At 57.2% G+C, this 23,760-nt stretch carries 27 protein-coding genes; 9 read left to right on the top strand and 18 right to left on the bottom strand.

Annotated elements, in window-relative coordinates; translation table 11 throughout:
* The first annotated feature begins 108 nt into the window (after positions 1–108).
* On the top strand, positions 109–810 hold the full coding sequence (locus ACR0MV_RS04435) for a DUF1223 domain-containing protein (protein WP_480701097.1): 702 nt from the start codon (positions 109–111) through the stop codon (positions 808–810).
* On the opposite strand, the gene ACR0MV_RS04430 is transcribed toward ACR0MV_RS04435, so the two are convergent.
* From ACR0MV_RS04430 to purB, 4 genes are all read right to left on the bottom strand, one after another.
* Complete coding sequence (locus ACR0MV_RS04430) at positions 811–1,734, bottom strand: lysophospholipid acyltransferase family protein (RefSeq protein WP_480701096.1); 924 nt, start codon at positions 1,732–1,734, stop codon at positions 811–813.
* A gap of 91 nt (positions 1,735–1,825) precedes the next feature.
* Positions 1,826–2,920 (bottom strand): flagellar motor switch protein FliG, encoded by a 1,095-nt coding sequence (locus ACR0MV_RS04425; RefSeq protein WP_480701095.1) that lies wholly within the window; start codon positions 2,918–2,920, stop codon positions 1,826–1,828.
* Between the two features lie 68 nt (positions 2,921–2,988).
* Positions 2,989–3,531, bottom strand: a complete 543-nt coding sequence (locus tag ACR0MV_RS04420; RefSeq protein ID WP_480701094.1) for a tetratricopeptide repeat protein — start codon at positions 3,529–3,531, stop codon at positions 2,989–2,991.
* A 380-nt stretch (positions 3,532–3,911) separates the two neighbouring features.
* Positions 3,912–5,216, bottom strand: a complete 1,305-nt coding sequence (gene purB, locus ACR0MV_RS04415; RefSeq protein WP_480701093.1) for an adenylosuccinate lyase — start codon at positions 5,214–5,216, stop codon at positions 3,912–3,914.
* Positions 5,217–5,398: 182 nt separating this feature from the next.
* Here purB and ACR0MV_RS04410 point away from each other — a divergent pair, with 182 nt between their 5' ends.
* The 3 genes from ACR0MV_RS04410 to ACR0MV_RS04400 all read left to right on the top strand — a co-directional run bounded on the left by ACR0MV_RS04410 (position 5,399) and on the right by ACR0MV_RS04400 (position 6,624).
* Positions 5,399–5,638: a hypothetical protein gene (locus ACR0MV_RS04410; protein WP_480701092.1), complete on the top strand. Its 240-nt coding sequence runs from the start codon at positions 5,399–5,401 to the stop codon at positions 5,636–5,638.
* A 67-nt stretch (positions 5,639–5,705) separates the two neighbouring features.
* Positions 5,706–6,263, top strand: a complete 558-nt coding sequence (locus ACR0MV_RS04405) for a hypothetical protein (RefSeq protein ID WP_480701091.1) — start codon at positions 5,706–5,708, stop codon at positions 6,261–6,263.
* Between the two features lie 10 nt (positions 6,264–6,273).
* On the top strand, positions 6,274–6,624 hold the full coding sequence (locus ACR0MV_RS04400) for a hypothetical protein (RefSeq protein ID WP_170428127.1): 351 nt from the start codon (positions 6,274–6,276) through the stop codon (positions 6,622–6,624).
* 9 nt (positions 6,625–6,633) lie between these two features.
* Here ACR0MV_RS04400 and ACR0MV_RS04395 read toward each other — a convergent pair whose 3' ends face one another.
* On the bottom strand, positions 6,634–7,848 hold the full coding sequence (locus ACR0MV_RS04395) for a bifunctional alpha/beta hydrolase/OsmC family protein (RefSeq protein ID WP_480701090.1): 1,215 nt from the start codon (positions 7,846–7,848) through the stop codon (positions 6,634–6,636).
* A 232-nt stretch (positions 7,849–8,080) separates the two neighbouring features.
* On the opposite strand from ACR0MV_RS04395, the gene ACR0MV_RS04390 reads away from it, so the two are divergent.
* The gene (locus ACR0MV_RS04390; RefSeq protein WP_480701089.1) at positions 8,081–8,275 is read left to right on the top strand and encodes a hypothetical protein; all 195 of its coding nucleotides are present in this window, start codon (positions 8,081–8,083) and stop codon (positions 8,273–8,275) included.
* Positions 8,276–8,279: 4 nt separating this feature from the next.
* Here the strand turns inward: ACR0MV_RS04390 and dddP are convergent, their stop codons facing one another.
* The gene (dddP, locus tag ACR0MV_RS04385) at positions 8,280–9,623 is read right to left on the bottom strand and encodes a dimethylsulfonioproprionate lyase DddP (RefSeq protein ID WP_170468604.1); all 1,344 of its coding nucleotides are present in this window, start codon (positions 9,621–9,623) and stop codon (positions 8,280–8,282) included.
* A 120-nt stretch (positions 9,624–9,743) separates the two neighbouring features.
* On the opposite strand from dddP, the gene ACR0MV_RS04380 reads away from it, so the two are divergent.
* Positions 9,744–10,487, top strand: coding sequence for a heme-dependent oxidative N-demethylase family protein (locus tag ACR0MV_RS04380; protein ID WP_480701088.1), 744 nt, complete (start codon positions 9,744–9,746; stop codon positions 10,485–10,487).
* A gap of 36 nt (positions 10,488–10,523) precedes the next feature.
* Here ACR0MV_RS04380 and ACR0MV_RS04375 read toward each other — a convergent pair whose 3' ends face one another.
* The 5 genes from ACR0MV_RS04375 to ACR0MV_RS04355 all read right to left on the bottom strand — a co-directional run bounded on the left by ACR0MV_RS04375 (position 10,524) and on the right by ACR0MV_RS04355 (position 14,649).
* On the bottom strand, positions 10,524–11,435 hold the full coding sequence (locus ACR0MV_RS04375; protein WP_475202468.1) for a hypothetical protein: 912 nt from the start codon (positions 11,433–11,435) through the stop codon (positions 10,524–10,526).
* A 198-nt stretch (positions 11,436–11,633) separates the two neighbouring features.
* The gene (locus ACR0MV_RS04370) at positions 11,634–12,428 is read right to left on the bottom strand and encodes a lytic murein transglycosylase (protein ID WP_480701087.1); all 795 of its coding nucleotides are present in this window, start codon (positions 12,426–12,428) and stop codon (positions 11,634–11,636) included.
* A 31-nt stretch (positions 12,429–12,459) separates the two neighbouring features.
* Positions 12,460–12,738, bottom strand: coding sequence for a hypothetical protein (locus ACR0MV_RS04365; protein ID WP_480701086.1), 279 nt, complete (start codon positions 12,736–12,738; stop codon positions 12,460–12,462).
* 132 nt (positions 12,739–12,870) lie between these two features.
* On the bottom strand, positions 12,871–14,277 hold the full coding sequence (gene glnA, locus ACR0MV_RS04360; protein ID WP_170428102.1) for a type I glutamate--ammonia ligase: 1,407 nt from the start codon (positions 14,275–14,277) through the stop codon (positions 12,871–12,873).
* Between the two features lie 33 nt (positions 14,278–14,310).
* Complete coding sequence (locus ACR0MV_RS04355) at positions 14,311–14,649, bottom strand: P-II family nitrogen regulator (RefSeq protein WP_170428099.1); 339 nt, start codon at positions 14,647–14,649, stop codon at positions 14,311–14,313.
* Between the two features lie 169 nt (positions 14,650–14,818).
* On the opposite strand from ACR0MV_RS04355, the gene ACR0MV_RS04350 reads away from it, so the two are divergent.
* The 3 genes from ACR0MV_RS04350 to tig all read left to right on the top strand — a co-directional run bounded on the left by ACR0MV_RS04350 (position 14,819) and on the right by tig (position 19,314).
* Positions 14,819–16,372 carry an NAD(P)H-hydrate dehydratase gene (locus tag ACR0MV_RS04350; RefSeq protein ID WP_480701085.1) on the top strand — a complete coding sequence of 518 codons (1,554 nt, stop codon included), beginning with the start codon at positions 14,819–14,821 and terminating at the stop codon, positions 16,370–16,372.
* Between the two features lie 303 nt (positions 16,373–16,675).
* A complete protein-coding gene (locus ACR0MV_RS04345) occupies positions 16,676–17,800 on the top strand; it encodes a porin (protein WP_480701084.1) in 1,125 nt (374 codons plus the stop codon).
* 182 nt (positions 17,801–17,982) lie between these two features.
* The gene (tig, locus tag ACR0MV_RS04340; protein WP_170428090.1) at positions 17,983–19,314 is read left to right on the top strand and encodes a trigger factor; all 1,332 of its coding nucleotides are present in this window, start codon (positions 17,983–17,985) and stop codon (positions 19,312–19,314) included.
* Between the two features lie 96 nt (positions 19,315–19,410).
* Here the strand turns inward: tig and ACR0MV_RS04335 are convergent, their stop codons facing one another.
* The 7 genes from ACR0MV_RS04335 to rpsF form a co-directional block, all read right to left on the bottom strand.
* The gene (locus tag ACR0MV_RS04335; RefSeq protein ID WP_170428087.1) at positions 19,411–20,262 is read right to left on the bottom strand and encodes an acyl-homoserine-lactone synthase; all 852 of its coding nucleotides are present in this window, start codon (positions 20,260–20,262) and stop codon (positions 19,411–19,413) included.
* A gap of 96 nt (positions 20,263–20,358) precedes the next feature.
* Positions 20,359–21,060: a helix-turn-helix transcriptional regulator gene (locus ACR0MV_RS04330; RefSeq protein WP_170428085.1), complete on the bottom strand. Its 702-nt coding sequence runs from the start codon at positions 21,058–21,060 to the stop codon at positions 20,359–20,361.
* Between the two features lie 215 nt (positions 21,061–21,275).
* Positions 21,276–21,755: a transglycosylase SLT domain-containing protein gene (locus tag ACR0MV_RS04325; RefSeq protein ID WP_170428082.1), complete on the bottom strand. Its 480-nt coding sequence runs from the start codon at positions 21,753–21,755 to the stop codon at positions 21,276–21,278.
* Between the two features lie 141 nt (positions 21,756–21,896).
* Positions 21,897–22,253, bottom strand: a complete 357-nt coding sequence (locus ACR0MV_RS04320) for a hypothetical protein (protein WP_170428079.1) — start codon at positions 22,251–22,253, stop codon at positions 21,897–21,899.
* Positions 22,254–22,484: 231 nt separating this feature from the next.
* Positions 22,485–23,105 (bottom strand): 50S ribosomal protein L9, encoded by a 621-nt coding sequence (gene rplI / locus ACR0MV_RS04315; RefSeq protein WP_170428076.1) that lies wholly within the window; start codon positions 23,103–23,105, stop codon positions 22,485–22,487.
* Between the two features lie 12 nt (positions 23,106–23,117).
* Entirely contained in the window at positions 23,118–23,345 is a 228-nt protein-coding gene (gene rpsR, locus ACR0MV_RS04310) for a 30S ribosomal protein S18 (protein WP_005982441.1), read from the bottom strand.
* Between the two features lie 27 nt (positions 23,346–23,372).
* Positions 23,373–23,726 carry a 30S ribosomal protein S6 gene (gene rpsF, locus ACR0MV_RS04305; RefSeq protein WP_155151103.1) on the bottom strand — a complete coding sequence of 118 codons (354 nt, stop codon included), beginning with the start codon at positions 23,724–23,726 and terminating at the stop codon, positions 23,373–23,375.
* Positions 23,727–23,760: the final 34 nt, after the last annotated feature.

Here is a 23,760-nt window from a genome sequence, read left to right as displayed (position 1 = left end):
GATTTTAAGAGGCGCGAGGGTCGCATGTCTCAAGAAACCTTGATTGGAGGTTGAACGGGCATGCCGCTAAACCAAACTGTGCACCCAGCCAAAAACCTGAGACCCATAATGATCAAATCTGTTCGCGCAACCGCACTTGTTTCCTTTTTCCTCGCCACCGCCGCTGTGGCCGAGAATGACCCGGTTGTGGTCGAACTTTTCACCTCGCAAGGGTGTTCGTCGTGTCCGCCGGCGGATCGGATCATGCATGATCTGGCCAAACGGGATGACGTGATTGGTCTGGCGCTACACGTGGATTACTGGGACTATATCGGTTGGAAAGACGAATACGCTGACCCCGATCACACACTACGTCAGCGCGCCTATGCCCGCGAGGGCGGGCGGTCGATGATCTATACGCCTCAGATGGTGGTGAACGGGCAACAGGACGTGGTCGGGGCGCAATCGCGCGAGTTGGACCGTCTGATCAACGCGCACCTCAAGGCGGCAGCACAGGCTTCGGTCTCGGCAACGCGGTCAGGGGATGATGTGACAGTGAGCGTTACGCCGGTCGAATTGCCTGCCGGTGAAACTTACAACGTGCGGGTCATCCAGTATTCGCCGATGCGCCATGCATCGATCCGGCGCGGAGAGTTGGCTGGGCATGAGCTGGATTATGCCAATGTGGTCGAAGACTGGCATATGGCCGGACAATGGGATGGGGCAACCCCTCAGGCGTTTTCAGTCACGTTGACGTCGGATCTGCCCGCTGTGGTTTTGGTCCAGAGGGCCGGGCATGGCCCGATCGTTGCGGCCACGCGGGTCAAGTGATCAGGGCATGTCCTCGGGCTGAACGCCCAGCCCGTTCCACGTCTTCCAGCGTCGGTGAATCCAGAACCACTGCCCCATGTGCTTCTTCACCATGGCTTCAAGGTCATCATTGGTGAACTGGGTCATTGTCTTGGGGTCCGTGTGCGGAACCGGGTCGTGCAGGACGATTTCAAAGTCCACACCATTGGGCTGACGCACGGCATAGCACGGGATCAGAACGGCGTTGTACTTCATAGCCAGCTCTGCATTCAGCACCGAAGTCACAGCGGGTTTGCCAAAGAACGTCAGTTCTTCGCCACCATGTGCGTGCAGATCCGAGACAATCGCAATGATCTCGTTTTTCTTGAGCGAACGCACCATTTCGACCATGCCGCGGCGGCCCTGTTCGAACATGGGTGAGCCGGTCTTGTAGAACGCCTCGACATACATGTCGTTAAAGTACGGGTTTGCCATGCGCCGGTACAGGCATCCGATTGGTTGGCCGCTGCGCTCTTGCAGGGCGATGCGGGCCGCCAGGTAGTGACCGAAATGCGCCGTGATCATCATGATCGGGCGGCCTTCGGCAATGGCCGCATCAAAGGCCGCAACGCCGGAGCCGCTGACCTTCGCATTGCGCTGGCGCTCGGTGAAACCTTCGGGCGAAAAATGCTCCATGATTGCGCGGCCTGCATTGTCGGGCACGGCGCGGCAAATCCGCTTGACCTCATCCTCGGGGAGGTCCGGGCAAGTCAATTTCAGATTGCTGCGCACCCGCTTGGTGAAGCCAATCAACGGAGACAGACCCCGCGCAATCGCACCCATGGTCGCCAGGCGGGCTTCATAGGGCAGCAGTCGCATGGCCCCGATGACGCCTTTCATGAACAATCCGGTGATGTAGTATTTTCTAAGCTCTTTGCGGCTTAGTTCCGACTTTTCGACGGGCATATTCTGGTCTCACCGGCTGTTGCGATTTGCCGGGTCAGACATACAAGGCAGAAACCACAACCACAAGCGTTGCGAAGCACATGGGTGGAAGTCAGTCTTCACTGTCCTCCTCGATAAGGGTTATGGCCCCTTCATCAACCAGCGTGCGAATAGCGCCAACGATCTGAGTCATGGCGTCCTCAGCCTCGGAGAGTTTGACCTTGCCGCGTTCTGAAATTTCCTCGCGCAGATTGTCGGCCATGCGGCTGGACATATTGGACAGCATGAAATCGACCGCGCCCTTGTCTTCGTCAGTGGCGGCCCCGGCCAGTGCGGTCACAAGATCAGCCTGAACCACACCACGCAGAACCGCGGGGACATCACGTGGCAAGATGCGCGCGGGGATGTGGGCAAAGGTAAAGATTGAACGGCGCACCACGGCGGCAAAATCCGTGTCTTCTTCGTCCAGTGCCGTCAAAAGCCCGTCGCGCGTGGCGGCTGCAGATTGGTTCAGGATCGCCCCGACCCGCACGCCGGGACCATCGCTGAAGGCTGTGGCTGGACGCTGATCAAGTTGCGCCGCCAGCGACCAGCCAATCCGCTCGACCGCTTCGGGGGTGATGTTTGCCGTCTTGGACACCGCATAGGTGATGCGCCGGGCGATGGGGCCGGGCAGATGTCCCAGCAATTGTGCGGCCTTGGCCGTTTCCAGTTTGGACAGCATGACGGCGGCGATCTCGGTGCTTTCGGCCTGCGCCATATCGGCAAGGTCTTCGGTTGGGATTTCGCGTAACCTTTGCCAGGGATCACCGATTTGGCGCACTCCAGCCTCTTTGCGTAACCGGGCCGCAGTTGCAGGGGCGATCCGGTCGCTGACCGCATCCAGCGCTCCGGCCAGCCCATGGGGAAAGGACAGACCGATGCTGTCCAGCGCTTCGGCAAATTCATGCGCGACGGATGCCAGTGTGACCCGGTCCACAAGACCCATCTGCCCAAGCTGATGGGTCAGCTTTTCCTGCAGATTGTCTGGTAATTCCTCCAGGGGAATATCTGCGCCCTCATTCAGCAGAAGGCGTACAACGACGGCTGCCTTTTGCCGATTGCTCAGCGCTTTGGGAATGACACGGGGTGCGTCGACATCCCGACTGTCCGCGACAGGGGCGGATGCCCCCGGCGCAAGTTGTACCAAAGAGTTTGTGTCCTGCATCTGCCTGTGGTGCCAAGATTCTGTTCCACAGGCAGAGTATCGGGAAACGGGTAAAGAAAGGCTGAAGCCTAGTAGCTGTAGGTCAGCCCTGTCTGGATCGCTTCGCGCAGGGATGCTTCGGCCCAGGTACCTTCACCGCCGCGCGCCTTGATTTCGCGCCACTGAGCGATTGCCAGATCGGTTTTGCCTTCGGTCACAAAACCCTGCCCCATGTAGCTGCGGGCCAGCAGGTTGTCGGGGTTCGCCGCAATGGCATCCGAGTAATAGGCGTTTGCCAGATCAAGCTCGCCCATTTTGCGAAAAGTAAAGCCCCAATAGGTCAGAACACGGTCGTCGTTCTGATCCATGACACGCAGGATTTCCTGCGCGTTTTCGAGTTGACCGTCATAGGCCAGTTCGCGCACGGCATCATACAGCTCGTCTTGGGAGAAGTTGGTTTTGTCGGGCTTCACGCAGCGTCCGGCGTCTTTGTCATAGACGCGGCCGAACAGGCACTTCTTGGTGGTGTTGGTCGGTTTTGGCGGGCTGCTGCTGTCACCTCCGGCAGCCAGCGCGACCGGCGCGACGGCAAAGGCCTGAAGGGCGATGGCTGAAGCGAGTACTAGACGCATTTTCCTACTCCGTTTTCGGGGCTTCTTTAAGAAAGCATAGTGCGATCTTCAAAAAAGCTAACAACCGAAGGCTCGCGTTTATTCACGAATAGGAAAATTTTTTCTCAGCTGTTTACAATTTTGGCGCAAGTTTGGGTTTCAGCATCCCAAAATGTGCCAGGCGCGCAGGATTGAGTTTGCTTGGAATGACCACTGCAGGCCAGTGCGACCGAGGCTGAGCAACCAAGGGCCAGTGCGCAGATCAAAGTACGGATCATGTCGGATCTCCTGTATCGGACATTTCCAAACATCATAGCCGGTTTTGCGCGATCTGGCAAAAGAACAAGGCCCGGAACGCGCTGTGCGAACCGGGCCATGCGAACCGTTTGATCAGGCGAGGTTTATTCGCCGAATACCCGGGCGAAGATCGTGTCGATGTGTTTGGTGTGATACCCGAGGTCGAATTTTTCTTCGATTTCTTCAGGGCTCAGCGCAGCGGTGACATCCGGGTCAGCCAGCAGTTCCTCTTTGAAATCGGTGCGGTGTTCCCAAACCTTCAACGCGTTGCGCTGAACCATGGCATAGGCGTCTTCGCGGCTGACACCAGCCTGTGTCAGGGCCAGCAGTACACGCTGGCTCATCACCAGGCCGGGGAACTTGTTCATGTTCTCGAGCATGTTCTCGGGGAAGATCAGCATCTTGTCGATCACACCGGTCAGGCGGGCCAGCGCAAAATCCAGCGTGATTGTAGCATCGGGTCCGATCATCCGTTCAACCGAGGAATGCGAGATATCGCGCTCATGCCAGAGCGCCACGTTCTCCATCGCGGGGATCACGGCAGCGCGGACCATACGCGCCAGACCGGTCAGGTTCTCGGTCAGGACCGGATTTTTCTTGTGCGGCATGGCCGAGGAGCCTTTTTGGCCCATCGAGAAGAACTCGGCCCCCTCCAGCACCTCGGTCCGCTGCATGTGGCGGATTTCGATGGCAATGTTTTCGATGCTGCTGGCGATGACGCCTAGCGTGGCAAAGAACGCTGCGTGACGGTCGCGCGGGATGACTTGGGTGCTGATCGGTTCGGGGACCAAGCCCAGCTGGTCGCAGACATGTTCTTCGACACGCGGGTCTATGTTGGCGAAGGTGCCGACCGCACCGCTGATCGCGCCGGTTGCGATTTCGGCACGGGCATCGCGCATCCGCGACAGGTTGCGGTCCATTTCGGCGTAGAAGCGCGCAAAGGTCAGACCCATGGTGGTGGGCTCTGCGTGGATGCCGTGGCTGCGACCAATACGGACGGTGTCTTTGTGCTCGATCGCGCGGCGTTTTAGGGCGGACAGTAGACCTTCGAGGTCGGCGATAAGCAGATCAGCGGCGCGGGTCAGCTGGACGTTTAGGCAGGTGTCCAGCACGTCCGAAGACGTCATACCCTGATGCACGAAACGGGCCTCTTCGCTGCCGACATGCTCGGCCAAATGGGTCAGGAAGGCGATGACGTCGTGCTTGGTAACGGCTTCGATTTCGTCAATACGAGCGACGTTGAATTCCACGTCCTTGGCTTTCCAGACAGCCTCGGCGTTCTCGCGCGGGATCACGCCCAGATCGGCCATGGCGTCACAGGCATGTGCCTCGATCTCGTACCAGATGCGGAACTTGGATTCGGGCGACCAGATGGCGACCATATCGGGGCGGGAATAGCGTGGAATCATTGGCAGCGGCACCTTATTGTGATTTGGCAGGATGCGATGCGGCGGGGTTTAAACCCGCGCAGGCCAACGAACAAGGCGTGAGTGCGAATATGAGACGGTTTGCCCTGATTTTGGCCCTTTGGCCCGGTTTTCTGACGGCCGAGGAGTTCTGACCGCTGACCGGGGAAGAGATTCTTACGGCATTGACGGGACAAAAGTTGGATTACGGTCAGGGTATTTGGAAAACCTTCGACGACACGATGCTGACACAGTACTTTTCGGGGCGCCCCAGTGCTGGCCGTTGGGCCGTGCGTGAGGATCGCTATTGCTCGCTCTGGCCGCCATCCGATCTTTGGGCCTGCTACGACGTGCAGCAAAGTGGTGATTTGATCCGGTTCGTGGACGATAACGGCGGCACGACGGACGGGGTTTTCACCGACTGAAACAACTGGACAAATCAATGCCGTGCGGGTCAACCTGACGGCGATCAAGCAATTAGGTTATTTCAATATGCGGATACAATTTATCTCGGCGCTGGCTCTTTGCGCCGCGTTTTGGTCGGGTGGAGGCCCGGCTTCAGCGGATACTCCGGTCACTTACACCGACAGCGGTCGTGCATTGTTCAGCTTTTCGGTTCCAGATTTCTGGGCGCTGCGCACAGGTGGCCCGCGCGAGATTGAGGACACTGAACTGGCCGATCCCCGCGCGGTCGCCCGCGTGATGGGGCTGCGGCCCGTCACTGACGATAGCGTCTGGATGGGCTTTGTATCGCCGGTGGGTGTGGCCTCGATCGACGATGGTCTTCGGTATCTGCAGGACATCGACAAGTTTCTGGTCAAAGACCCAACAGTGACCGGGACCAGCACGACGCGGATTGGCGGTTTGCCTGCGCGTGTGATCCGGGGTTCAGGCACGCGGGAAAGGCGAGGCGTGAACTTCACCGCGACTGTAATTGACCTGCCAAACGGCCGGGTGGCCGTTGCCGTCGCGATCCTGCGCGACGGGGCCGATCCGGCTTATGTGGACGACCTGAACGCCGTATTTGCGTCGTTCCGGTCCCTACAGTGAGGAGGCGCAAATGACTCGCAAACTGATCAAGCGCGCAACCCTTGCCCTTGGACTTGGAGCGGCCAGCCTGACACTTTCGGCTTGTGATGGCGTGACCGTTGGCGTGGGGTATGGGTACGACCCGTTCTATGACTCGATGCTGTGGAACGACTACTATCACGACGTCAACGTGGATATTGATATCGACCGCCCGGATCGTCCCCGGCCGCCCGACGGTCGTCCCCCGGCGCGTCCCGTTCCGCCCATTGCGAAACCGCCCAACAGACCGCCGATCTCGCGGCCGCCGAACCGGCCCCGACCGCCTGTTGCACGGCCTCCGGCGGCGAGACCGCCGATCCACCGTCCCGCGGGGCGACGCTGAGGCATCGGGTCAGTCCAGCAGCTCGGTCGTAATCTGGGCTGACCCTTCCAGTGTTCTATGCACCGGGCATTTGTCCGCGATTTCCAGCAGTCGCGCGCGCTGATCCGAGGTCAGCGTGCCTTCAAGACGGATTTTGCGACGGAACTGATCAACCTTGCCTTCGCCAGCAAGTCCGGCGTCCTGCGCGTGGACCTTGTTGTGGCATACATCGACTGTGATGCCCTTAAGGGGCCAGCGTTTGCGCCGCGCGTACATGCGGATTGTCATCGACGTACAGGCACCTAAACCTGAAGACACGAAACCGTAAGGCGACATGCCCCGATCGGTGCCGCCGTAGGACGCGGGCTCGTCCGCGACCGCATGATGCCGTGGACCGGACTGAATGTCTTGCAGAAAGCCTTCGGGGTCCGCTTCGGTTACGCGCACAACGCCCTCTGGTGCGCCCGGAGGCGGGGCTGGCGGGCAAAGTTTGACATAGCGCTTTACCCAGGCCGCAATCACATCCGCCGCGTATTCAGCATCTGAAGCGCGGGTGATCAGGTGATCGGCGTCATCAAGCGTCACAAAGCTTTTGGGGTGTTTGGCCGCCAGGAAAATTGTGCTGGCGTTCTCGATGCTGACGGTCTCATCCCGCGGAGCGTGCAGGATCAGCAAGGCGGCCTTCAGTTCCGCAATCGCCGGGAGCAGGGCCGTCTCGGAGATATCGTCGACGAACGCTTTGCCAATGCGGAACGGACGCCCGCCCAACATGACCTCGGCAGAGCCCGCCTGTTCAATTTCCGGCAGCGCGCCTTCAAAGTGATGGGAGACGTGGCCGGGATCGGCCGGCGCTCCCAATGTCACCACGGCGTTGACGCTGGGAATCCCGGCACGGGCGCGCAGTACTGCAGCGCCACCCAGCGAATGACCGATCAAAAGAGCAGGGGCCATATTGCGGCCCGCGAGATATTGCGCCGCCGCGATCAGGTCTTCGACGTTTGAGGTAAAGGTGGTGTTGGCAAACTCGCCACCGGAATGCCCCAAACCGGTGAAATCGAACCGCAGCACAGCAATGCCCATAGCGGCCAGCCGCGCGGCAATCCGGCGTGCGGCTGGGATGTCTTTGGAACAGGTGAAGCAGTGTGCAAACAAAGCCGTCGCCAGAACCGGCCCATCCGGTAAATCCAGGCGCGCGGCCAGTTGGTTGCCGTCGTGACCGGCAAAGGTAATGCGTTCGGTGGGCATGGCGGTTCCTTACTTGGCGGGATGCCCTAATACTGAGTGCATCCGTATGGGCTCTCAACCCCATTGTAAGACGCGTCACGGGAAGGTGAGGATTGGATACAGGTTTGCGTGTGAAAGTGTGAGCTCGATAAATCAATATTTGTGATGGTTAGTAAAATAAATATTCGTTTCACTTATTTTTAGAACGCCCCCATGTTGCGGTCATGGCACTTATTCAGCTCAGGAGGCTCACATGGCACATACCGTATCTGAACCCAGGGGCGTGGTGCTGCGTCCGGACGTTTTGATAGCGATCGCGCTGACCGGAGTGATCGGGTTTTCGATTGGTCAGAACTGGCCGCTCGCTTCGTCGGGCACAACGGAAATTGCCGCGCCCGTGTCCGAGGACTGGCACGGCAATGTCCGGCGGTCGCATTGGCCCAACTGAGACGTTAGCTCAGCCCCATGAGCTGCGGATCAAAGGGGTAGGTGGTCAGGTTCTCATATCCGTCTTCGGTGATAAGAACCTGATCTTCCAGCTTAATCGAGAAATCGCCACCGACCTCGCCAACGGCGGCTTCGACGCACAGGACCATGCCGGGTTCCAACGGATAGTCGTATGATCCTGCCACTGCCTTGTCCGGATAGGCGACCAGAGGCCACTCGTCACACAGACCGACACCATGCATGAGGCAGCCGTATTTCTGCGCCTGGAATTTGTCATCCAGTTTATGCGCATTGGCCGTCAGCTCGGGGATCATCACGCCGGGTTTCAGCATTTCCATATTGGTCATGATGTGTTCATGCGCGTGTTGCATCGCGTAGACCATGTCCGCACGGGGCTTTTCGTCGCCGATCCACCACGTCCGAGAGATATCAATGCAGATGCCGTAGGACCCGATCAGGTCGGTGTCGAAGGCGATGATCTCATTTTTCTGCGTGATCCGAGGCCCGCATTCCTGGAACCAAGGATTGGTGCGCTGACCCGAAGCCAGCAGGCGGGTTTCGATCCACTCACCGCCGCGACGGATGTTTTCGGCGTGCAGGACAGCCCAGATGTCATCTTCCGAGGTCTTGCCGTCACCCACGTTGGCGCGGGCGAATTTCTCCATCTCGGCAACGGCGGTCTCGCAGGCGTGGTTGGCGCAGCGCATGGCAAGGATTTCATCCGGACCTTTGATGGCACGGGTCTTTTCGGTGAGCTCTTCACCCTCCATGATCTCGAAACCCTGCGCCTCAAGCGATCGCAGGCCGTGCAGCATGATCTTGTCGACAGCCAGACGCTTGTTGCCGCCGCCGTGTTCTTCGATCAGAACGCGCACCTCGTTCGAGAATACATCGGCGGCCACGTCCACTTTGTCGCCGCGATCAAAATAGAACAGATCCGCGCCTGAGCGTTGCTCGCGCACCAGGGGGTTGAACTTGGACAGGAACGGAGAGTTCTTGTAGTCCCAGATCACCATGTACCCGTCGGCGCATAACAAAACCGCGCGGAACGGGTTATGCGTGTTCCACAGCTGCATGTTGGTGCTGTCCGTCGCGTACCGGATGTTGAGCGGGTCAAAGACCAGCAACCCCCCATAGCCGCGATCCACGATGGCCTGGGTCAGCCGTTTCCAGCGGTATTCACGCATGCGCGCCAGATCGGGCAGGGCAAGCCCGGCCTGCTCCCATTCGGAAAACGCCAGCTGGGTCGGGCCGATCTCGATCCGATCATTTTCGTTCGGGGTGCCGTCGCCAAGGGTTGCGCCCTTGGTTGGGTCAATTTTGCGAGTGTCACGGTAATGCTGATTCATGGCGGCCTCCCTGCCTGTACTCAGCGTGGAGAATCAATCGAGCGCCGTCTTGAAAAATTGCGACCGCGCGATCGTCGCTTTTTGACCGACAGGCCGGATTTCTGATGATAGGTCATCTTCATGACCTGCATTCTACAGACCACGATCCCGTTTAACCCATTGGAACAGCGTCCCTTGCCCGGCATTCAGCCAGCCAGCATGGACAGCTGGTTACACTGCGACGACGCGTTCGCCGCACAGATGCAACACCGCGACCGGCTTTTGTCAAGCCGACGTTCGGATGTACTGGCGCAGGATCCTGCTGCAATTCCCGCTGCGCAAGAGCTGTTGGATCTGGTCCTTGCCCAAGTCTATCCAGACAGCACCGATCACGTGACCCGCCCGGACGGGCAGAGCGTGTCGGTGGACCGCGATCGGCCCTTGGAGACGCTCTGTCGACTGGTGCAAGAAGACTTCTGCATCCTCCAAAAACATGGCGACGAACATGTGCTTACAGGTGCGATTCTTTGTTTTCCCGCCAGTTGGACATTGTCCGAAAAGTTCATGCGGCCCCTCATCGACATTCATATCCCCGTGGACAGCTATGACGAGAACATTGCCCGACGCGTTCAGCGGCTGTTTGACGGGATACAACCGGGGCGCCCGTTGTGGCGCTTCAATGCGCTTTGGTACGAGGATGCTGAGCTGCATCAGCCGCGTAGCGCAAATGAACGTCGCGACCCGCAGACCGCCAGTTCGGCGAAGTATCTACGTAGTGAGCGGCAGACACTGCTGCGCCTGCCGCAAACGCAGGCGGTTGTGTTTTCCATTCATACCTATGTGCTTTCAGCGGAGCGGGTGGCCCAAATGGAAAACCCCGCCTGACGGCGGGGCCTCCAAGGAGGGTCATTGATAACTGGGCTAGAGGCCCAGAGCGCCGGCGACGCCCGCGAGTGCTCCGCTTGTGCTGAGAGCGGAGATCGCGACCGTATACGCCAGCACCTGAGTATTCAGGCGAAAGTCTTCGCCCTTGATCAGGTTTACAGCGGCCAACGAGACCGCAATCGGGACCGACACGCTTGCCACGGCACCCGTCAATCCCCAGCTGGATAGCCGGAGAATGTCACTGGGTCGCTCATGGTCGAGGGGGGGCGTGTCGTCCCGATCGGTATTCTGCTCGATAGGTTCTGTCCGAAAAGCGATGCTGAGCAACTGCTCATCCGACAGCTGGATCGGCCGGGCTACTGGTTTCAGCGCCTGTTTTTCTGGCTCATCCAGGTCTTCTGCGTCAGTAACGTCCAGCCCGGCAAACGGGCCTGTCACTGCCTCGAAAATCTGCTTTCTGTTGCGCGGCTTGCTGGGGGTCAAAGAGTCAAACGCGCTCATGAATTGTTCGATGGTCAAAACGGTGTTGGGCGACAGCCATTCAACACGCTGCGTCGCACAAACGTCGACCATTCGGTAGAGGATCACCACCAGCATCAGTTCAGAGACTTCGCTGTCATCCAGTATGGGGGATACCGGAGTTACGGTGATTGTCAGTCGGTTCTTCGGAAGCGTTACGACGGGCTTTGGGATCGTCTTCAGGCCGGCCGCGCGGTTAAGGCGTTCGTACCGGTCTTCGGTATCCACAACGCGAGTGTCCAAGGTCAGGCGTACCAGATACTGACTGGAAACGATGCTGGCTTCGGTGCTGTTCAAAAGGGTTTTGCGCTCGATCAGGTGACCGTAGTCCTCAAGGGTCTTGGCAACGATATCGCTGAACCGCTCAATGGCGTCTTCGGCCTTACCGCTGAATTGCAGACCACCGTGATAGCTGTGCTTCGGAGTCACTGCGCTGTCCTTTGTCGCATCCTGTCGTGGAAACAATCTAACAAGCGATCTGGGGCAGATTTGGGCAAAAATGGAAAAAAATGAGAAATCGCCGGGATTGATTACGCTATGGAAACCTAGGCTTTTTAGGGGCCGTTTAATGTCTGTGGCGACAATGTGGCCGAAATCTGCCGCAATTGCCCGATTGTCTGGGCTGCCTCAACCGTCGATTCGGGCGGCCATAATTGCGATGGATTGCTGGTAAACCGAGGCTGCGTTCCACTGTTGTATCACGGCAAAGTTTGGCTGACCCGGTTGATAGCCACGTCCCGGTTTCCACCCCTTCTTACGTAGAAAATTGGCGGTCGAGGCCAATGCATCGGTCATATTGTAAAAATCCACGCGACCATCGCCTGTGGCATCAACACCGTATTTCATCGCGTTGCCGGGCAGAAACTGGGTGTGCCCAAGTTCGCCATGTTTTGCCCCTTTTGTGGCGGTCGTAATGCTGCCTTGATCGACCAGTTTCAGCGCCCCGATCGCGTGGGGGATAAAGAAATCGGACCGTCGGCAGTCATAAGCGAGTGTTGTGATTGCGGAAACAACCTGACTGTCGCCCATGAAGTTCCCGAACCCCGTTTCCATCCCGTGAATGGCGATCAGAACCCCGGCAGGAACTCCATACTGGCGTTCAAGCGCCGCATAGAATTGCGGGTTGCGCGCCTTTCGTTTGCGCCCTTGCGCCACGATCGTATCTGCACCGCGAACACGCATGAACTTATCCAGAGAATACTTGAAGCTTTTCTGGTTTCTGTCGGCTGCAATCGTGCGCGTGGCATATTGCGTCTGCGCCAAAGCCTGCAGCCCCTTCTTTTTTACACCCGCACGCTTGGCCTGCCTGGCAAAGTCGCTTTTCCATGCCTCGAACCCGCTGCCGGTATTGCCACAGGTGGCGGCTGTACCGAGGGTCGGCGTGGCCAAAAGGAAAGCAATCAGAACAGCAGGGCGTAGCATGGGGTCCTCAATCTTTGCAGTTACAAGCGGTTTATAATGCGCGTTGGAGGTCAGCCGACGTTAACACAGGTTGGATTTCGATGCTTGCATCCAGCGCGGCAAACAGCGGTTCGTTGATAGAAGGCATGCGGGCCTGATCGGTTTCTTCAAAAATGACGATCCCCATGCGTTTGCCATTTTCAAGCGCGAAATAGGCAGCTTCGGCATTCACCTGTTTTACCAAAGCGTCAATCGCCGGGCCAAGCGTGCCGTCTTTTTCGGCCTGATTACCCTTTTCGACCGGTATCGTGAATTTCAGCGTCAGGCGCATTGTCCCCTCCCGCTTTGAGCTCCATCGAAGGCTCTGACGTTATTGCGCGCCAGTCAAGCGGCGGCGGGGCGGGGAAGCGAAAAGGGGCGCCCACTGGGCGCCCCTTCAAGAATATCCTTCGGAAATTCTTGTTTAGCAGCTGTAGTACATGCCGTACTCAACAGGGTGCGGCGTGTGCTCGTAGGTTTCGACCTCTTCCATCTTCAGTGCGATGTAGCCGTCGATCTGGTCTTTGGTGAACACGTCGCCCTGCAGCAGGAAGTCGTGATCGGATGCCAGAGCTTCCAGAGCTTCACGCAAGCTGCCGCAAACGGTCGGGATGTCGGCCAGTTCTTCGGCAGGCAGATCGTACAGGTTTTTGTCCATGGCTTCGCCCGGATCGATCTTGTTCTTGATGCCGTCCAGACCAGCCATCAGCAGAGCGGCAAACGCCAGGTAGGGGTTTGCGGCTGGGTCGGGGAAGCGAGCCTCGACGCGCTTGGCTTTCGGGCTTTCGGTCCACGGAATACGGACACAACCCGAACGGTTACGGGCCGAATAGGCGCGCAGAACAGGTGCTTCAAAGCCCGGGATCAGACGCTTGTAGCTGTTGGTCGACGGGTTGGTGAAGGCGTTCAGGGTCTTGGCGTGCTTCAGAACACCGCCGATGAAGTACAGCGCTTCGTCCGACAGGTCGGCGTATTTGTCGCCAGCGAACAGAGGCTTGCCGTCTTTCCAGATCGACATGTTCACGTGCATACCGGTGCCGTTGTCACCTGCGATCGGCTTCGGCATGAAGGTGGCCGATTTGCCGTAGGCGTGTGCCACGTTGTGGATGACGTACTTGTACTTCTGCAGCTCGTCCGCCTGCTTGGTCAGGCTGTCAAAGATCAGACCCAGCTCGTGCTGACAGGAGGCAACCTCGTGGTGGTGCTTGTCGACCTTCATGCCCAGACGCTTCATGGTGGACAGCATTTCCGAACGCAGGTCTTGTGCTTCGTCGATCGGGTTGACCGGGAAGTAACCGCCCTTGACGCCCGGACGGTGGCCCATGTTGCCCATCTCGTACTCGGTGTCGGTGTTCCACGACGCGTCGGTTGCATCAACTTCGTAGGATACCTTGTTGATGCTGTTCGAAAAACGGACATCGTCGAACAGGAAGAATTCAGCTTCGGGGCCCATGTAGGCAACGTCACCGATACCTGATGCTTTCAGGTAAGCTTCGGCCTTCTGAGCGGTGCCGCGCGGGTCACGCTCATAGGCTTCGCCGGTGTCGGGCTCAACAACCGAGCAGTGAATGCAGATGGTCTTTTCCGCGTAGAACGGATCGATATAGGCGCTGTCGGTGTCGGGCATCAGTTTCATGTCCGACGCTTCGATCGACTTCCAGCCCGCGATGGACGAACCGTCGAACATAAAGCCTTCTTCCAGGAAGTCTTCATCAACCTGATCGGCCATGATGGTCACGTGCTGAAGCTTGCCGCGCGGGTCGGTAAAGCGGATGTCGACGTACTCGGCGTCCTCATCCCGGATCAGCTGAAGAACTGCGTCCTTGCTCATGTTTTTCTAGTCCTCTGGTTTGAGATTGTTCGATTACAGCGCATCCGGGCCGGTCTCACCGGTCCGGATGCGAATGGCTTGTTCGACAGGCGAGACAAAGATCTTGCCGTCGCCGATCTTGTCGGTTTTGGCTGCCGCAACGATGGCGTCGATGGCCGCATCGACCTGATCGTCATCCAGGACGACCTCGACCTTCACCTTGGGCAGGAAATCTACGACGTATTCCGCGCCGCGATAGAGTTCGGTGTGACCTTTCTGACGGCCAAAGCCTTTGACTTCGATCACGCTGAGACCCTGGACGCCGACGTCCTGCAGCGCTTCTTTCACTTCATCGAGTTTGAACGGCTTGATGATCGCTTCGATCTTCTTCATCCCGGGCTCCCTTTAACTCTTGTCAGTTTGGCACTGACCACGTCTAAATTCGGTCGGCAATGTGATTGCGAAATTGGCCATGGTCGGGCGCTTAGAAAACAGGCGGTAGGTCAAATTTTGATCGAGTTGCGCAAAAAGTAAGCGAAATTGAATCGCTGAGGGAAATAAAATGACGGAATTGCTGACTGCAGCGCAGATGCGGGCCATCGAACAGGCCGCGATCAAGTCCGGTGAGGTCACCGGTCTGGAGCTGATGGAACGGGCTGGCCGCGGCGTTGTTGAGGCAATTTTCGAAGAATGGCCGGAACTGGCAAAAACCTCTGGTCGCGCGGTGGTTCTGTGCGGCCCGGGTAACAATGGCGGCGACGGGTTCGTCGTTGCGCGGTTGCTGAAAGAGTGGGGCTGGGAGGTCGAGGTATTTCTGTATGGCGATCCCGACAAGCTACCCCCAGACGCGCGAGCGAACTATGAGAGATGGAACGCACAAAACAAGGTCGCAGTTCATAAGCTCAATCCACCTCCTTTTGTCGATGACTACCTAAAATTTCCGCCGGAATTTGATCTTCTTGTTGATGGATTGTTCGGAACCGGTCTGACGCGTCCTTTTCAGGGGGTTTTCACGCTATTGGCGTCTGAAGACGCAAGGCACCTGATGCGGAGCCACGGCGCACGCGTTGTCGCAATCGATATCCCAAGTGGATTATGCGCCGATAGTGGCCGAGTTCTTGGGAATACTATCGCAGCTGACCTCACTGTTACGTTCCATGACAAAAAGGTCGGCCACATGATCAGCGACGGCCCCGTAAATTGCGGCCGAGTTCGAACCAAGCCAATCGGGCTTCAATCCAATATGTCCAGTGACGTGGCTCGGCTTGTTTCCAGAGAGTTTTTTCCATGGGCCAAGACAACAAAGGACCACAAATACTCTTACGGGCACTCATTGATACTGTCGGGTGGTTCGGGAAAGACCGGAGCAGCACGTTTGGCTGCCCGGGGCGCATTGCGTATCGGGGCTGGGCTGGTGACGCTTGGTGTTCCTCCGGCGGCCCTGCTGGAAGTCGCGACGCAAGTCACGACGATCATGCTGCAGCGAACTGAAAATGCGGATGCGCTGTCAGAAATCCTTGAAGATGAGCGCCTGAATGCTCTGTGTCTTGGTCCGGGAATGGGTCTTGCGCGGGCGCGCAGTCTCGTGCCTGTGGCCCTTGGGGCTGGGCGCTTAACCCTTCTGGACGCGGATGCGCTGACGGCTTTTGCGGATGATCCTGCCGATCTGTTTGATCAACTGCATGAGAATTGTGTTTTGACACCGCATGGGGGTGAGTTTGCGCGGCTGTTCCCGGATGTTGCTGAACAGTTGGCTGCTGTACCAACCAACGGCCCGGCCTATTCCAAGGTCGACGCGACACGCGAGGCCGCCAAGCGGGCAGGGTGCGTGGTTCTGTTCAAAGGGTCGGATACGGTAATTGCGGCACCGGATGGGCGCTGCGCGATCAATTCGGCCCACTACGAGCGTTCCGCTCCGTGGCTTGCGACGGCGGGGTCGGGTGATGTGCTGGCCGGGTTCATCACAGGGCTGCTGGCACGGGGCTTCGGCCCAATGGAAGCAGCAGAAACAGCGGCGTGGTTGCACGTGGAATGCGCGCGTCTGTTCGGGCCGGGATTGATTGCCGAGGATTTGCCCGAACAATTGCCCGAAGTCTTCCGAAATCTGGCCAAGTAACGCATGGGCGGAATTTGGCCGCTTTTTTGAGCGTTCGGCAAGAATTAGCCATACATATCCACATAAATGCATGTCATTCTTTTTGAAACGCATTCCACAGAGTGGCAGACTTGAAAAAAGAATCTCCGGCCAATCAGAGCCCTGGGGGTCAATTTATTGATAAAATTGGAAATTACGTTCTGCCAATTTGAGCCGTGAGGCAGAAGTCCTGAGTGCGAGTTATTCGGTTCTTTGGGTCGTGGGCTGTCACATTGACTTCTCTTTTTGGCGGTATCCACAACCGTAACGTTGATGGTGAAGAAAATGACAGTGAAATTGAAAGTTTTCCCGGTGGCTGCGGTTTTGTCAGCGACCACTGCGATCCCCGCCTTTGCTGATTTAAAATACCAAAACAACAGCGGTGGTTCAGTCGAGCTATATGGTCAGTTCGACCCGGTGATCGTCTCGGTCGACGATGGGCAGCAAACCGAGACCCGTTTGCTGGACAACGACCTATCCAACAGCCGCGTGGGCCTGCGCGTCATGCAACCCTATGGCAGTAATGAGTTCATGTTCCGGTTCGAGACGGGCCTGGGGCTTCCAAGTACTGCCACAGCAAACCAGAACGGAACCAACACCAATGGTTGGACACGGTCGGATATCCGTCATGTCGATTTCTCGCTCAAGGGCGGGTACGGCAAGTTCTCGGCTGGTCAGGGCAGTATGGCCTCGGATGGGGCTGCGGAAACTGATCTGTCCTACGTCGGGACGGCGCTCTATTCCTTCACGAACGACGAAAACGGTGCCTTCTTCTATCGCGGTGCAGACGGCGTTCTGAGTGATATTACCGTGGGCGACTCGTCCAGTAACTTTGACGGTGGCCGCCGGGGTCGGATCCGGTACGATACGCCGGATTTCAACGGCTTCTCGGCCGCGATCGCCTATGGTCAGAACATCCTGTCCAGCAGCGACGATGATGACTACTACGACATCGCCTTAAATTACGGGAACACTTTCGCAAATGGCATCGAGTTCGCGGCCAGTCTGGCCTATGCCGTCAGGGATTTTGACGACGGTTCAGGCGAACAGAGGGATACGATCGGGTCCGCTTCGGTCCTGTTGCCGAGTGGTTTCAGCTTTACCGCGGCTTTGGGGTCGCGGGACAATACCTCAGCCGGTGCCAGTGATCCGGATTATTGGTACACCAAGCTGGCCTATGAAGGTGACTGGGTGTCGTGGGGGAAAACCGGCATAGGTATCGACTATTTTGACGGTTCCGATTTCGAAAATCAGGGCTCCAGCACCAAATCCTGGGGCATTGCCGTTGTTCAGCGCATCGATGCGATCAACACGGATGCTTACCTAAAATACCGTAACCACGATTTCGACGACACGGTCGATTTCGACAAGAACGAAGCCTGGGTGCTGGGTGCGCTCTGGAAGTTCTGACAACATTTCCCACGAGACTGGACGCCCCGGCCTTGGTCGGGGCGTTTTTTTGTTCAAATCGGCGGCAAAACAAGGCTGATCCGGCCATTGCCCCTTGCACGTGGGCGGCTGGGCAAATAGAAGGCGTCAAATTTGCCCGGCGCGCCGTTTTGCGCGCCCCGAATCCTATGGGGACTACCATAATGCAGGTTACCGAGACGCTGAACGAAGGTCTGAAACGCGGCTACAACATCGTCGTATCCGCAGCTGAGCTGGACGACAAAGTTAACGAGAAACTGGTCGAAGCGCAGCCGGAAATCGAGATGAAAGGTTTCCGCAAAGGCAAAGTGCCTATGGCTCTGCTGAAAAAGCAGTTCGGCCAGCGCCTGTTGGGCGAAGCGATGCAGGAAAGCATCGACGGCGCCATGAACAAGCACTTTGAAGACAGCGGTGACCGTCCTGCGCTGCAGCCGCAGGTCAAAATGACTAACGAAGACTGGAAAGAAGGCGACGACGTACACGTCGAGATGTCCTATGAGGCTCTGCCTGCGATCCCGGAAGTTGACCTGAAATCGGTCGAGCTGGAAAAGCTGGTTGTCAAAGCAGATGACGCGGCCATCGAAGAAGCGCTGAACAACCTGGCCGAAACCGCTCAGGACTTCAAAGCGCGCCGCAAGGGCTCCAAAGCCAAGGATGGCGATCAGGTTGTGATCGACTTCGTTGGTAAAGTGGACGGCGAAGAGTTCGAAGGTGGCTCGGCCGAAGACTATCCGCTGGTTCTGGGCTCGAACAGCTTCATCCCCGGCTTCGAAGAGCAGCTGGTTGGCGTGAAAGCCGAAGAAGTAAAAGACGTCGAGGTGAAGTTCCCTGAAGAGTACGGCGCCGAGCACCTGGCCGGTAAAGACGCAGTCTTCACCTGCACCGTGAAAGAAGTGAAAGAGCCGGTCGCAGCCGAGGTCAATGACGAGCTGGCCACGAAGTTTGGCGCAGAAGATCTGGAAGCCCTGAAGGGTCAGATCGCCGAGCGTCTGGAAGCGGAATACGCCGGTGCTTCGCGCGCAGTCATGAAGCGCGGTCTGCTGGACGCGCTGGATGAGAAAGTCTCCTTCGACCTGCCGCCGTCGCTGGTTGAGGCCGAAGCCAAGCAAATCGCACACCAGCTGTGGCACGAAGAAAACCCGGAAGTCGAAGGCCACGACCACGCCGAGATCGAGCCGACCGACGAGCACAACAAATTGGCTGAGCGCCGCGTCCGTCTGGGCCTGCTGCTGGCTGAACTGGGTCAGAAAGCCGAGGTTGAGGTCACCGATGCCGAGATGACTCAGGCGATCATGAACCAGGCGCGTCAGTACCCGGGTCAAGAGCGTCAGTTCTTTGAGTTCGTGCAACAGAACGCTCAGATGCAGCAGCAGCTGCGCGCACCGATCTTCGAAGACAAGGTCATCGACTACATCGTCGAACTGGCGCAGGTTGCCGACAAAGAAGTCAGCAAAGACGACCTGCAGAAAGCCGTTGAGGCACTGGACGAGGAGTAATCCTCGTCTGCCCATCGCGTGATGGGCAAAAAAATACGGAGCCGTCTGAAATAAGACGGCTCCGCTTTTGTGGCTTTAACTTATGAGGTGAGGGGGTCAGGCCTCATGAGCAAAAGCACGGGGGGAACTGAGCAGAGCATTCTTTTGCTCTGGTGTGAACCGGTCAGAAAGCGCTTCGATCAGCTTCAGGACTGATGCAACTTCATCTTTCGAAGTCGCCGCATTCATTTGTTCTACAAAGTACTTCTCCAGCTGGCTCAAGGGCTGGTGATCGTAGTTTGCGGCGCTTGCATTGGCCTTCGACCGCTCGAACAGCTCTAGGGCCTGATCTTCGGTCAGAAAGACATCGTGTTCGATGCCCGCATAGTCGCGAATTCCGGAAATACGTTCCTCTGAGCAGTCCATAAGAGCGGCCATTGCCACCACCTTGCCCATGGGCTTTGCGGTGCCAAGGTAATCATACGGAGCGTTGCCCGAACGTTGCAAAACGCGGTTCATCACCGGATCGATCACGGCGATCGAGTCCAACACGCCGGCCGTCTTCGCATATTCGAAGGATCCGATCATGACTTCGCTGGTGACATAGGAAACTGAGTTCACGCCTCGACCACGACCGAGTTTCTTTGTGTCGACGCAAAAACGGGTCGCTTCCCAGACTTGGGCACTGCGGATTGGCGCCTCGCCATCCAGAATCGAATGGAATACGTCCGATAGCATATGTGGCCCGGTTGTCTGCAGTAGTCTCATGCACCCAACGACGTTCCCCTCGTCGTTGATGCTGACTACGTGTGCAGGATGAAGATCGTCAAAATGGTCACGCTCGCGCCCGTCAACGATATTCACGTCCCAGCCAAGCCGATCCCCAAACACACGCGCGCGCAGTTTGTGCATCTCATCCAAGACGTCTTTGAACTTATGTTGGTTAATACCATCAATTACGATGATCATTTCCATCCCCCTACAGTCTGGTTACCGTAAGGATTAGGTTAACCAAGTTTTGAACTGAAACTATTGGGGGTTTCCCGTATTTTTTATCTTTTTTGATTATCCAGGGGCAATTAGACCAAGACCAATCGCGCGACCAATGGCCTGAGGTGTTGTCAAAGCACCCAGTTTTTCGCGCCCTGAACGCATGTGAACCTCAACAGTTCGGTGCGAGATTGACAGGATGTCACCAATATCTTGCTGAGATTTTCCGTCGGCGACCCATTGTAGAATCTCTTTTTCGCGCGTCGACAGGGTTGGAAGATACAGTGCCTTGGCCAATAGGCCAGACTGCATCACAGTATCATGCGCCGTAACTGCAGCCATCTGCAGGTCCCCCATGACATGTTTTTTCAACTTCTCCCACTCGGAATCCGAGCAATTGCGGGTCACATTCAGCAGGCCGCATTCCCCGTAGGGCCCGCGTACCGGGACGGTCAGACCGCGGGATGTAATGCCAAAGTCATGGGCATCCCGAAAAACCGAATGGAACTTTTCGTCATGATCAAACCTACCCCAGTCCACTGGCGCGATACTTAGCGCGGATTGGTACAGAGTAGGGTCGAAATGGTGAAAGCCTTGACTTCCATAGTGAATTTTCCATTCATCGGGATAGTTCGCATAACCCTGAACATCACCTTTGACAGGGTTAAAGGTGGCATAGGACGCGTAATCAAAGCCAAGCTCTTCGCAGACAGCATTAATGATGTCGGCTGCCGACTTCTCTTCGTGGTCGATCGCGGCCAAGTCTATTAGTTTCACCTGTCCAACCCTTGCGGAAGGCATCTCTTTCCCCAAAGAAATGCCAAATCTGTCCATTTCAGTGTGTACGTTGCGTCAACTTTGGTGGCCGACGCAAGGTATTTGTTCAAAACGCTTAGGCATATTGCGTGGTTCCGGCAACATAGTACCCGAGCAAACAAATAAGATACACGTTAATATTGTGTTCATATTTGTGTTGGGATTTCAAGTCTGCGTTATTCCGACCTTAAGCCTGTTTCAACCAACATTCCGCGTGCTTTTGCCTCGGGGTAGTAGCCTTTAGCGTAGAGGAAAATGGCGCGATTCTGGTCGCCATCTGACAAGAGCCAAGCGCCTCGCAGGTACTTTCCTGCAAATTCCAGATTGGTGTCTGCGTCCAGCAACCCCTTCGGTGTTCCGGTGTACCCCATCGAGCGCGCCGTGGCAGGCAGGATCTGGAGCAAGCCGTAATAAGGGCGATTCACCGCCCAGGGCCGGTGCGTGCTTTCGCGAATGGCCAGCTTGTGCACCAACTCTCTGGGCAGTTCATAGTGATCCGCCCATTTGTTGATCGACGCGCGTAGTTCTGGCGTCTCATTGGGATAAAGTGGCGGGTCGAATGTCGCTTCCCGGGTGCTGGGCTCGCCGCCACAAGCGGCCAGCGTGGGCAGGGCCAAAAGTGTAACGAGCAAGGTGCGACGCGTGTATTGGGGCATTTGTAGTCTCCGATGGGGGTCGCAATATGATAAACCAGCCATGTGCAACCGCAAGCTGACCAGTTGCGTACGCGCTGAATTACGCCGGGTAGTGAGTCATATTCGTCCCGAATTGACGCCGCATTTATAAACCGTGGGCAGTCACACTTCGACCTGAAACCATAGAACGATGTCTGCGAGCCAGATTTTGTTTTCGGTGGCGCGGAACTGAAAGGTGTTGTTGATACCCGGGTTCAGAACAGTACCTGGGAAGGCCTCCCATAACCCGCGGGTGTCGCCGCCTGACATCCAGGGGCTTTCGATCAAGGTGTCGTTGATCTCGATCTGGAATGTCCCACCAGACGGCGTGGCCCAGGCTTTATAGGCGAGGATCGGTTTGGCGCGGTTGGTTCCGATAATCAGGTTCGAGGGGATCGGGTCGCTGAATGTTTCGCTTTCGCCGGGTTCCAGGGAAAACGTACCGTCATTCACGACGATGTAGTCGCACAAAGATGCCATGATGGAGTCTCCTGTCGGATCGCGGTGCGCCCAGGTGCGCGATCAAGAAAATTTCTAAAGTAATCAGACTTAAAATAATGCGGCGTCGGGCGGCAGGGGCCGCGTTCGCCTAAGATAGCACATTATTGACAGGATTTCTGCGACAGGCCCTGGACAGGTCATTCCTGTCGCAAAACAAAAAAAGGGCCGCACCCTTCGGCGCGGCCCTTAGAATATTCCAAGATAACCAAATCAGGCTTTGGCTTCGTCTTCTTCAGCCGGAGCTTCTTCGGCGACCAGGTCGTCATCTTCAGAAGCGGCGGAACCGATATCGTCGAACAGCTCGGCGATTTCGAATTCTGCGGCTGCTTCTTCTTCAGCGGCCAGTTCCTGGATCGACTTGCCCGAAGCCTGCAGTTCGGCTTCTTCTTCCGAACGGGCAACGTTCATCTTGATTTCAACTTCGACCTCGGGGTGCAGTTTGACTGCCAGCGAGTGCAGACCCAGTTCCTTGATCGGAGCGATCAGGGCGATCTGTTTCTTGTCGACGGTGAAACCAGCCTCAGTAGCAGCGTCTGCGGCGTCACGCGGGGTGACCGAACCGTACAGAGCGCCGGCATCCGATGCCGAGCGGATCACGATGAACTGCTGACCGTCCAGCTTTTCAGCCAGTGCTTCAGCTTCTTTCTTGGTTTCCAGGTTGCGCGCCTCAAGCTGTGCTTTCTGGGCTTCGAACGACGCGATGTTGGCGTCCGATGCGCTCAGGGCTTTGCCTTGGGGCAGCAGGAAGTTGCGGGCGTAGCCGGGCTTGACGTCAACGACGTCGCCCATCTGACCCAGTTTCGCAACGCGTTCCAGCAGGATAACTTGCATATCAGTCTCTCCTTACTTCACAGCGTAGGGCAGCAGGGCGAGGAAGCGGGCGCGCTTGATAGCACGGGCCAGTTCACGCTGCTTTTTTGCCGAAACGGCGGTGATGCGCGAAGGAACGATCTTGCCGCGCTCAGAGATGTAGCGCTGCAGCAGACGGGTGTCTTTGTAGTCGATCTTCGGCGCGTTGTCGCCCGAGAACGGGCAAACCTTGCGGCGGCGGAAAAATGGTTTTGCGGCCATGGTAAATGTCCTTTCGTCAGGCTTAGATCAGCGGCGCTCGCGGCGGCCTTCGCGCTCATCGCGCTTCTGCATCTGGACCGAGGGGCCCTCGGCATGCTCGTCGACCTTGATGGTCAGAACGCGCATAACGTCGTCATGCAGGCGCATCAGGCGTTCCATTTCCTGAACGGCGCCAGCAGGGGCGTCGGTCTTCAGGAAGGCATAGTGGCCTTTGCGGTTCTTGTTGATCTTGTAGGCCATCGTCTTGACGCCCCAGTACTCGCTTTCAACAACGTTGCCGCCGTTGTCCGCCAGAACGGTGCCGAAATGTTCGACGAGGCTTTCTGCCTGCGCGTTGGACAGGTCCTGACGCGCGATCATTACATGCTCATACAGTGGCATGTGCACTCCTGTTTCTATCAAGGCGCATTTCAAA

Source organism: Ruegeria sp. BC3 (assembly GCF_056539265.1).
The sequence above is the reverse complement of the archived record's forward strand: the minus strand, read 5'-3'. Positions and strand labels throughout refer to the sequence as shown.

Coding starts and splice junctions, on each gene's coding strand:
- rpsR (WP_005982441.1), bottom strand. CDS start 23,345: ATGGCCGCAAAACCATTTTTCCGCCGCCGCAAGGTTTGCCCGTTCTCG.
- ACR0MV_RS04370 (WP_480701087.1), bottom strand. CDS start 12,428: ATGCTACGCCCTGCTGTTCTGATTGCTTTCCTTTTGGCCACGCCGACC.
- rpsF (WP_155151103.1), bottom strand. CDS start 23,726: ATGCCACTGTATGAGCATGTAATGATCGCGCGTCAGGACCTGTCCAAC.
- ACR0MV_RS04355 (WP_170428099.1), bottom strand. CDS start 14,649: ATGAAGAAGATCGAAGCGATCATCAAGCCGTTCAAACTCGATGAAGTG.
- ACR0MV_RS04400 (WP_170428127.1), top strand. CDS start 6,274: ATGACTCGCAAACTGATCAAGCGCGCAACCCTTGCCCTTGGACTTGGA.
- ACR0MV_RS04395 (WP_480701090.1), bottom strand. CDS start 7,848: ATGCCCACCGAACGCATTACCTTTGCCGGTCACGACGGCAACCAACTG.
- ACR0MV_RS04390 (WP_480701089.1), top strand. CDS start 8,081: ATGGCACATACCGTATCTGAACCCAGGGGCGTGGTGCTGCGTCCGGAC.
- ACR0MV_RS04425 (WP_480701095.1), bottom strand. CDS start 2,920: ATGCAGGACACAAACTCTTTGGTACAACTTGCGCCGGGGGCATCCGCC.
- glnA (WP_170428102.1), bottom strand. CDS start 14,277: ATGAGCAAGGACGCAGTTCTTCAGCTGATCCGGGATGAGGACGCCGAG.
- tig (WP_170428090.1), top strand. CDS start 17,983: ATGCAGGTTACCGAGACGCTGAACGAAGGTCTGAAACGCGGCTACAAC.
- ACR0MV_RS04325 (WP_170428082.1), bottom strand. CDS start 21,755: ATGCCCCAATACACGCGTCGCACCTTGCTCGTTACACTTTTGGCCCTG.
- ACR0MV_RS04435 (WP_480701097.1), top strand. CDS start 109: ATGATCAAATCTGTTCGCGCAACCGCACTTGTTTCCTTTTTCCTCGCC.
- ACR0MV_RS04320 (WP_170428079.1), bottom strand. CDS start 22,253: ATGGCATCTTTGTGCGACTACATCGTCGTGAATGACGGTACGTTTTCC.
- ACR0MV_RS04420 (WP_480701094.1), bottom strand. CDS start 3,531: ATGCGTCTAGTACTCGCTTCAGCCATCGCCCTTCAGGCCTTTGCCGTC.
- ACR0MV_RS04365 (WP_480701086.1), bottom strand. CDS start 12,738: ATGCGCCTGACGCTGAAATTCACGATACCGGTCGAAAAGGGTAATCAG.
- rplI (WP_170428076.1), bottom strand. CDS start 23,105: ATGCAAGTTATCCTGCTGGAACGCGTTGCGAAACTGGGTCAGATGGGC.
- ACR0MV_RS04350 (WP_480701085.1), top strand. CDS start 14,819: ATGACGGAATTGCTGACTGCAGCGCAGATGCGGGCCATCGAACAGGCC.
- ACR0MV_RS04430 (WP_480701096.1), bottom strand. CDS start 1,734: ATGCCCGTCGAAAAGTCGGAACTAAGCCGCAAAGAGCTTAGAAAATAC.
- ACR0MV_RS04345 (WP_480701084.1), top strand. CDS start 16,676: ATGACAGTGAAATTGAAAGTTTTCCCGGTGGCTGCGGTTTTGTCAGCG.
- ACR0MV_RS04405 (WP_480701091.1), top strand. CDS start 5,706: ATGCGGATACAATTTATCTCGGCGCTGGCTCTTTGCGCCGCGTTTTGG.
- ACR0MV_RS04335 (WP_170428087.1), bottom strand. CDS start 20,262: ATGATCATCGTAATTGATGGTATTAACCAACATAAGTTCAAAGACGTC.
- ACR0MV_RS04380 (WP_480701088.1), top strand. CDS start 9,744: ATGACCTGCATTCTACAGACCACGATCCCGTTTAACCCATTGGAACAG.
- dddP (WP_170468604.1), bottom strand. CDS start 9,623: ATGAATCAGCATTACCGTGACACTCGCAAAATTGACCCAACCAAGGGC.
- purB (WP_480701093.1), bottom strand. CDS start 5,216: ATGATTCCACGCTATTCCCGCCCCGATATGGTCGCCATCTGGTCGCCC.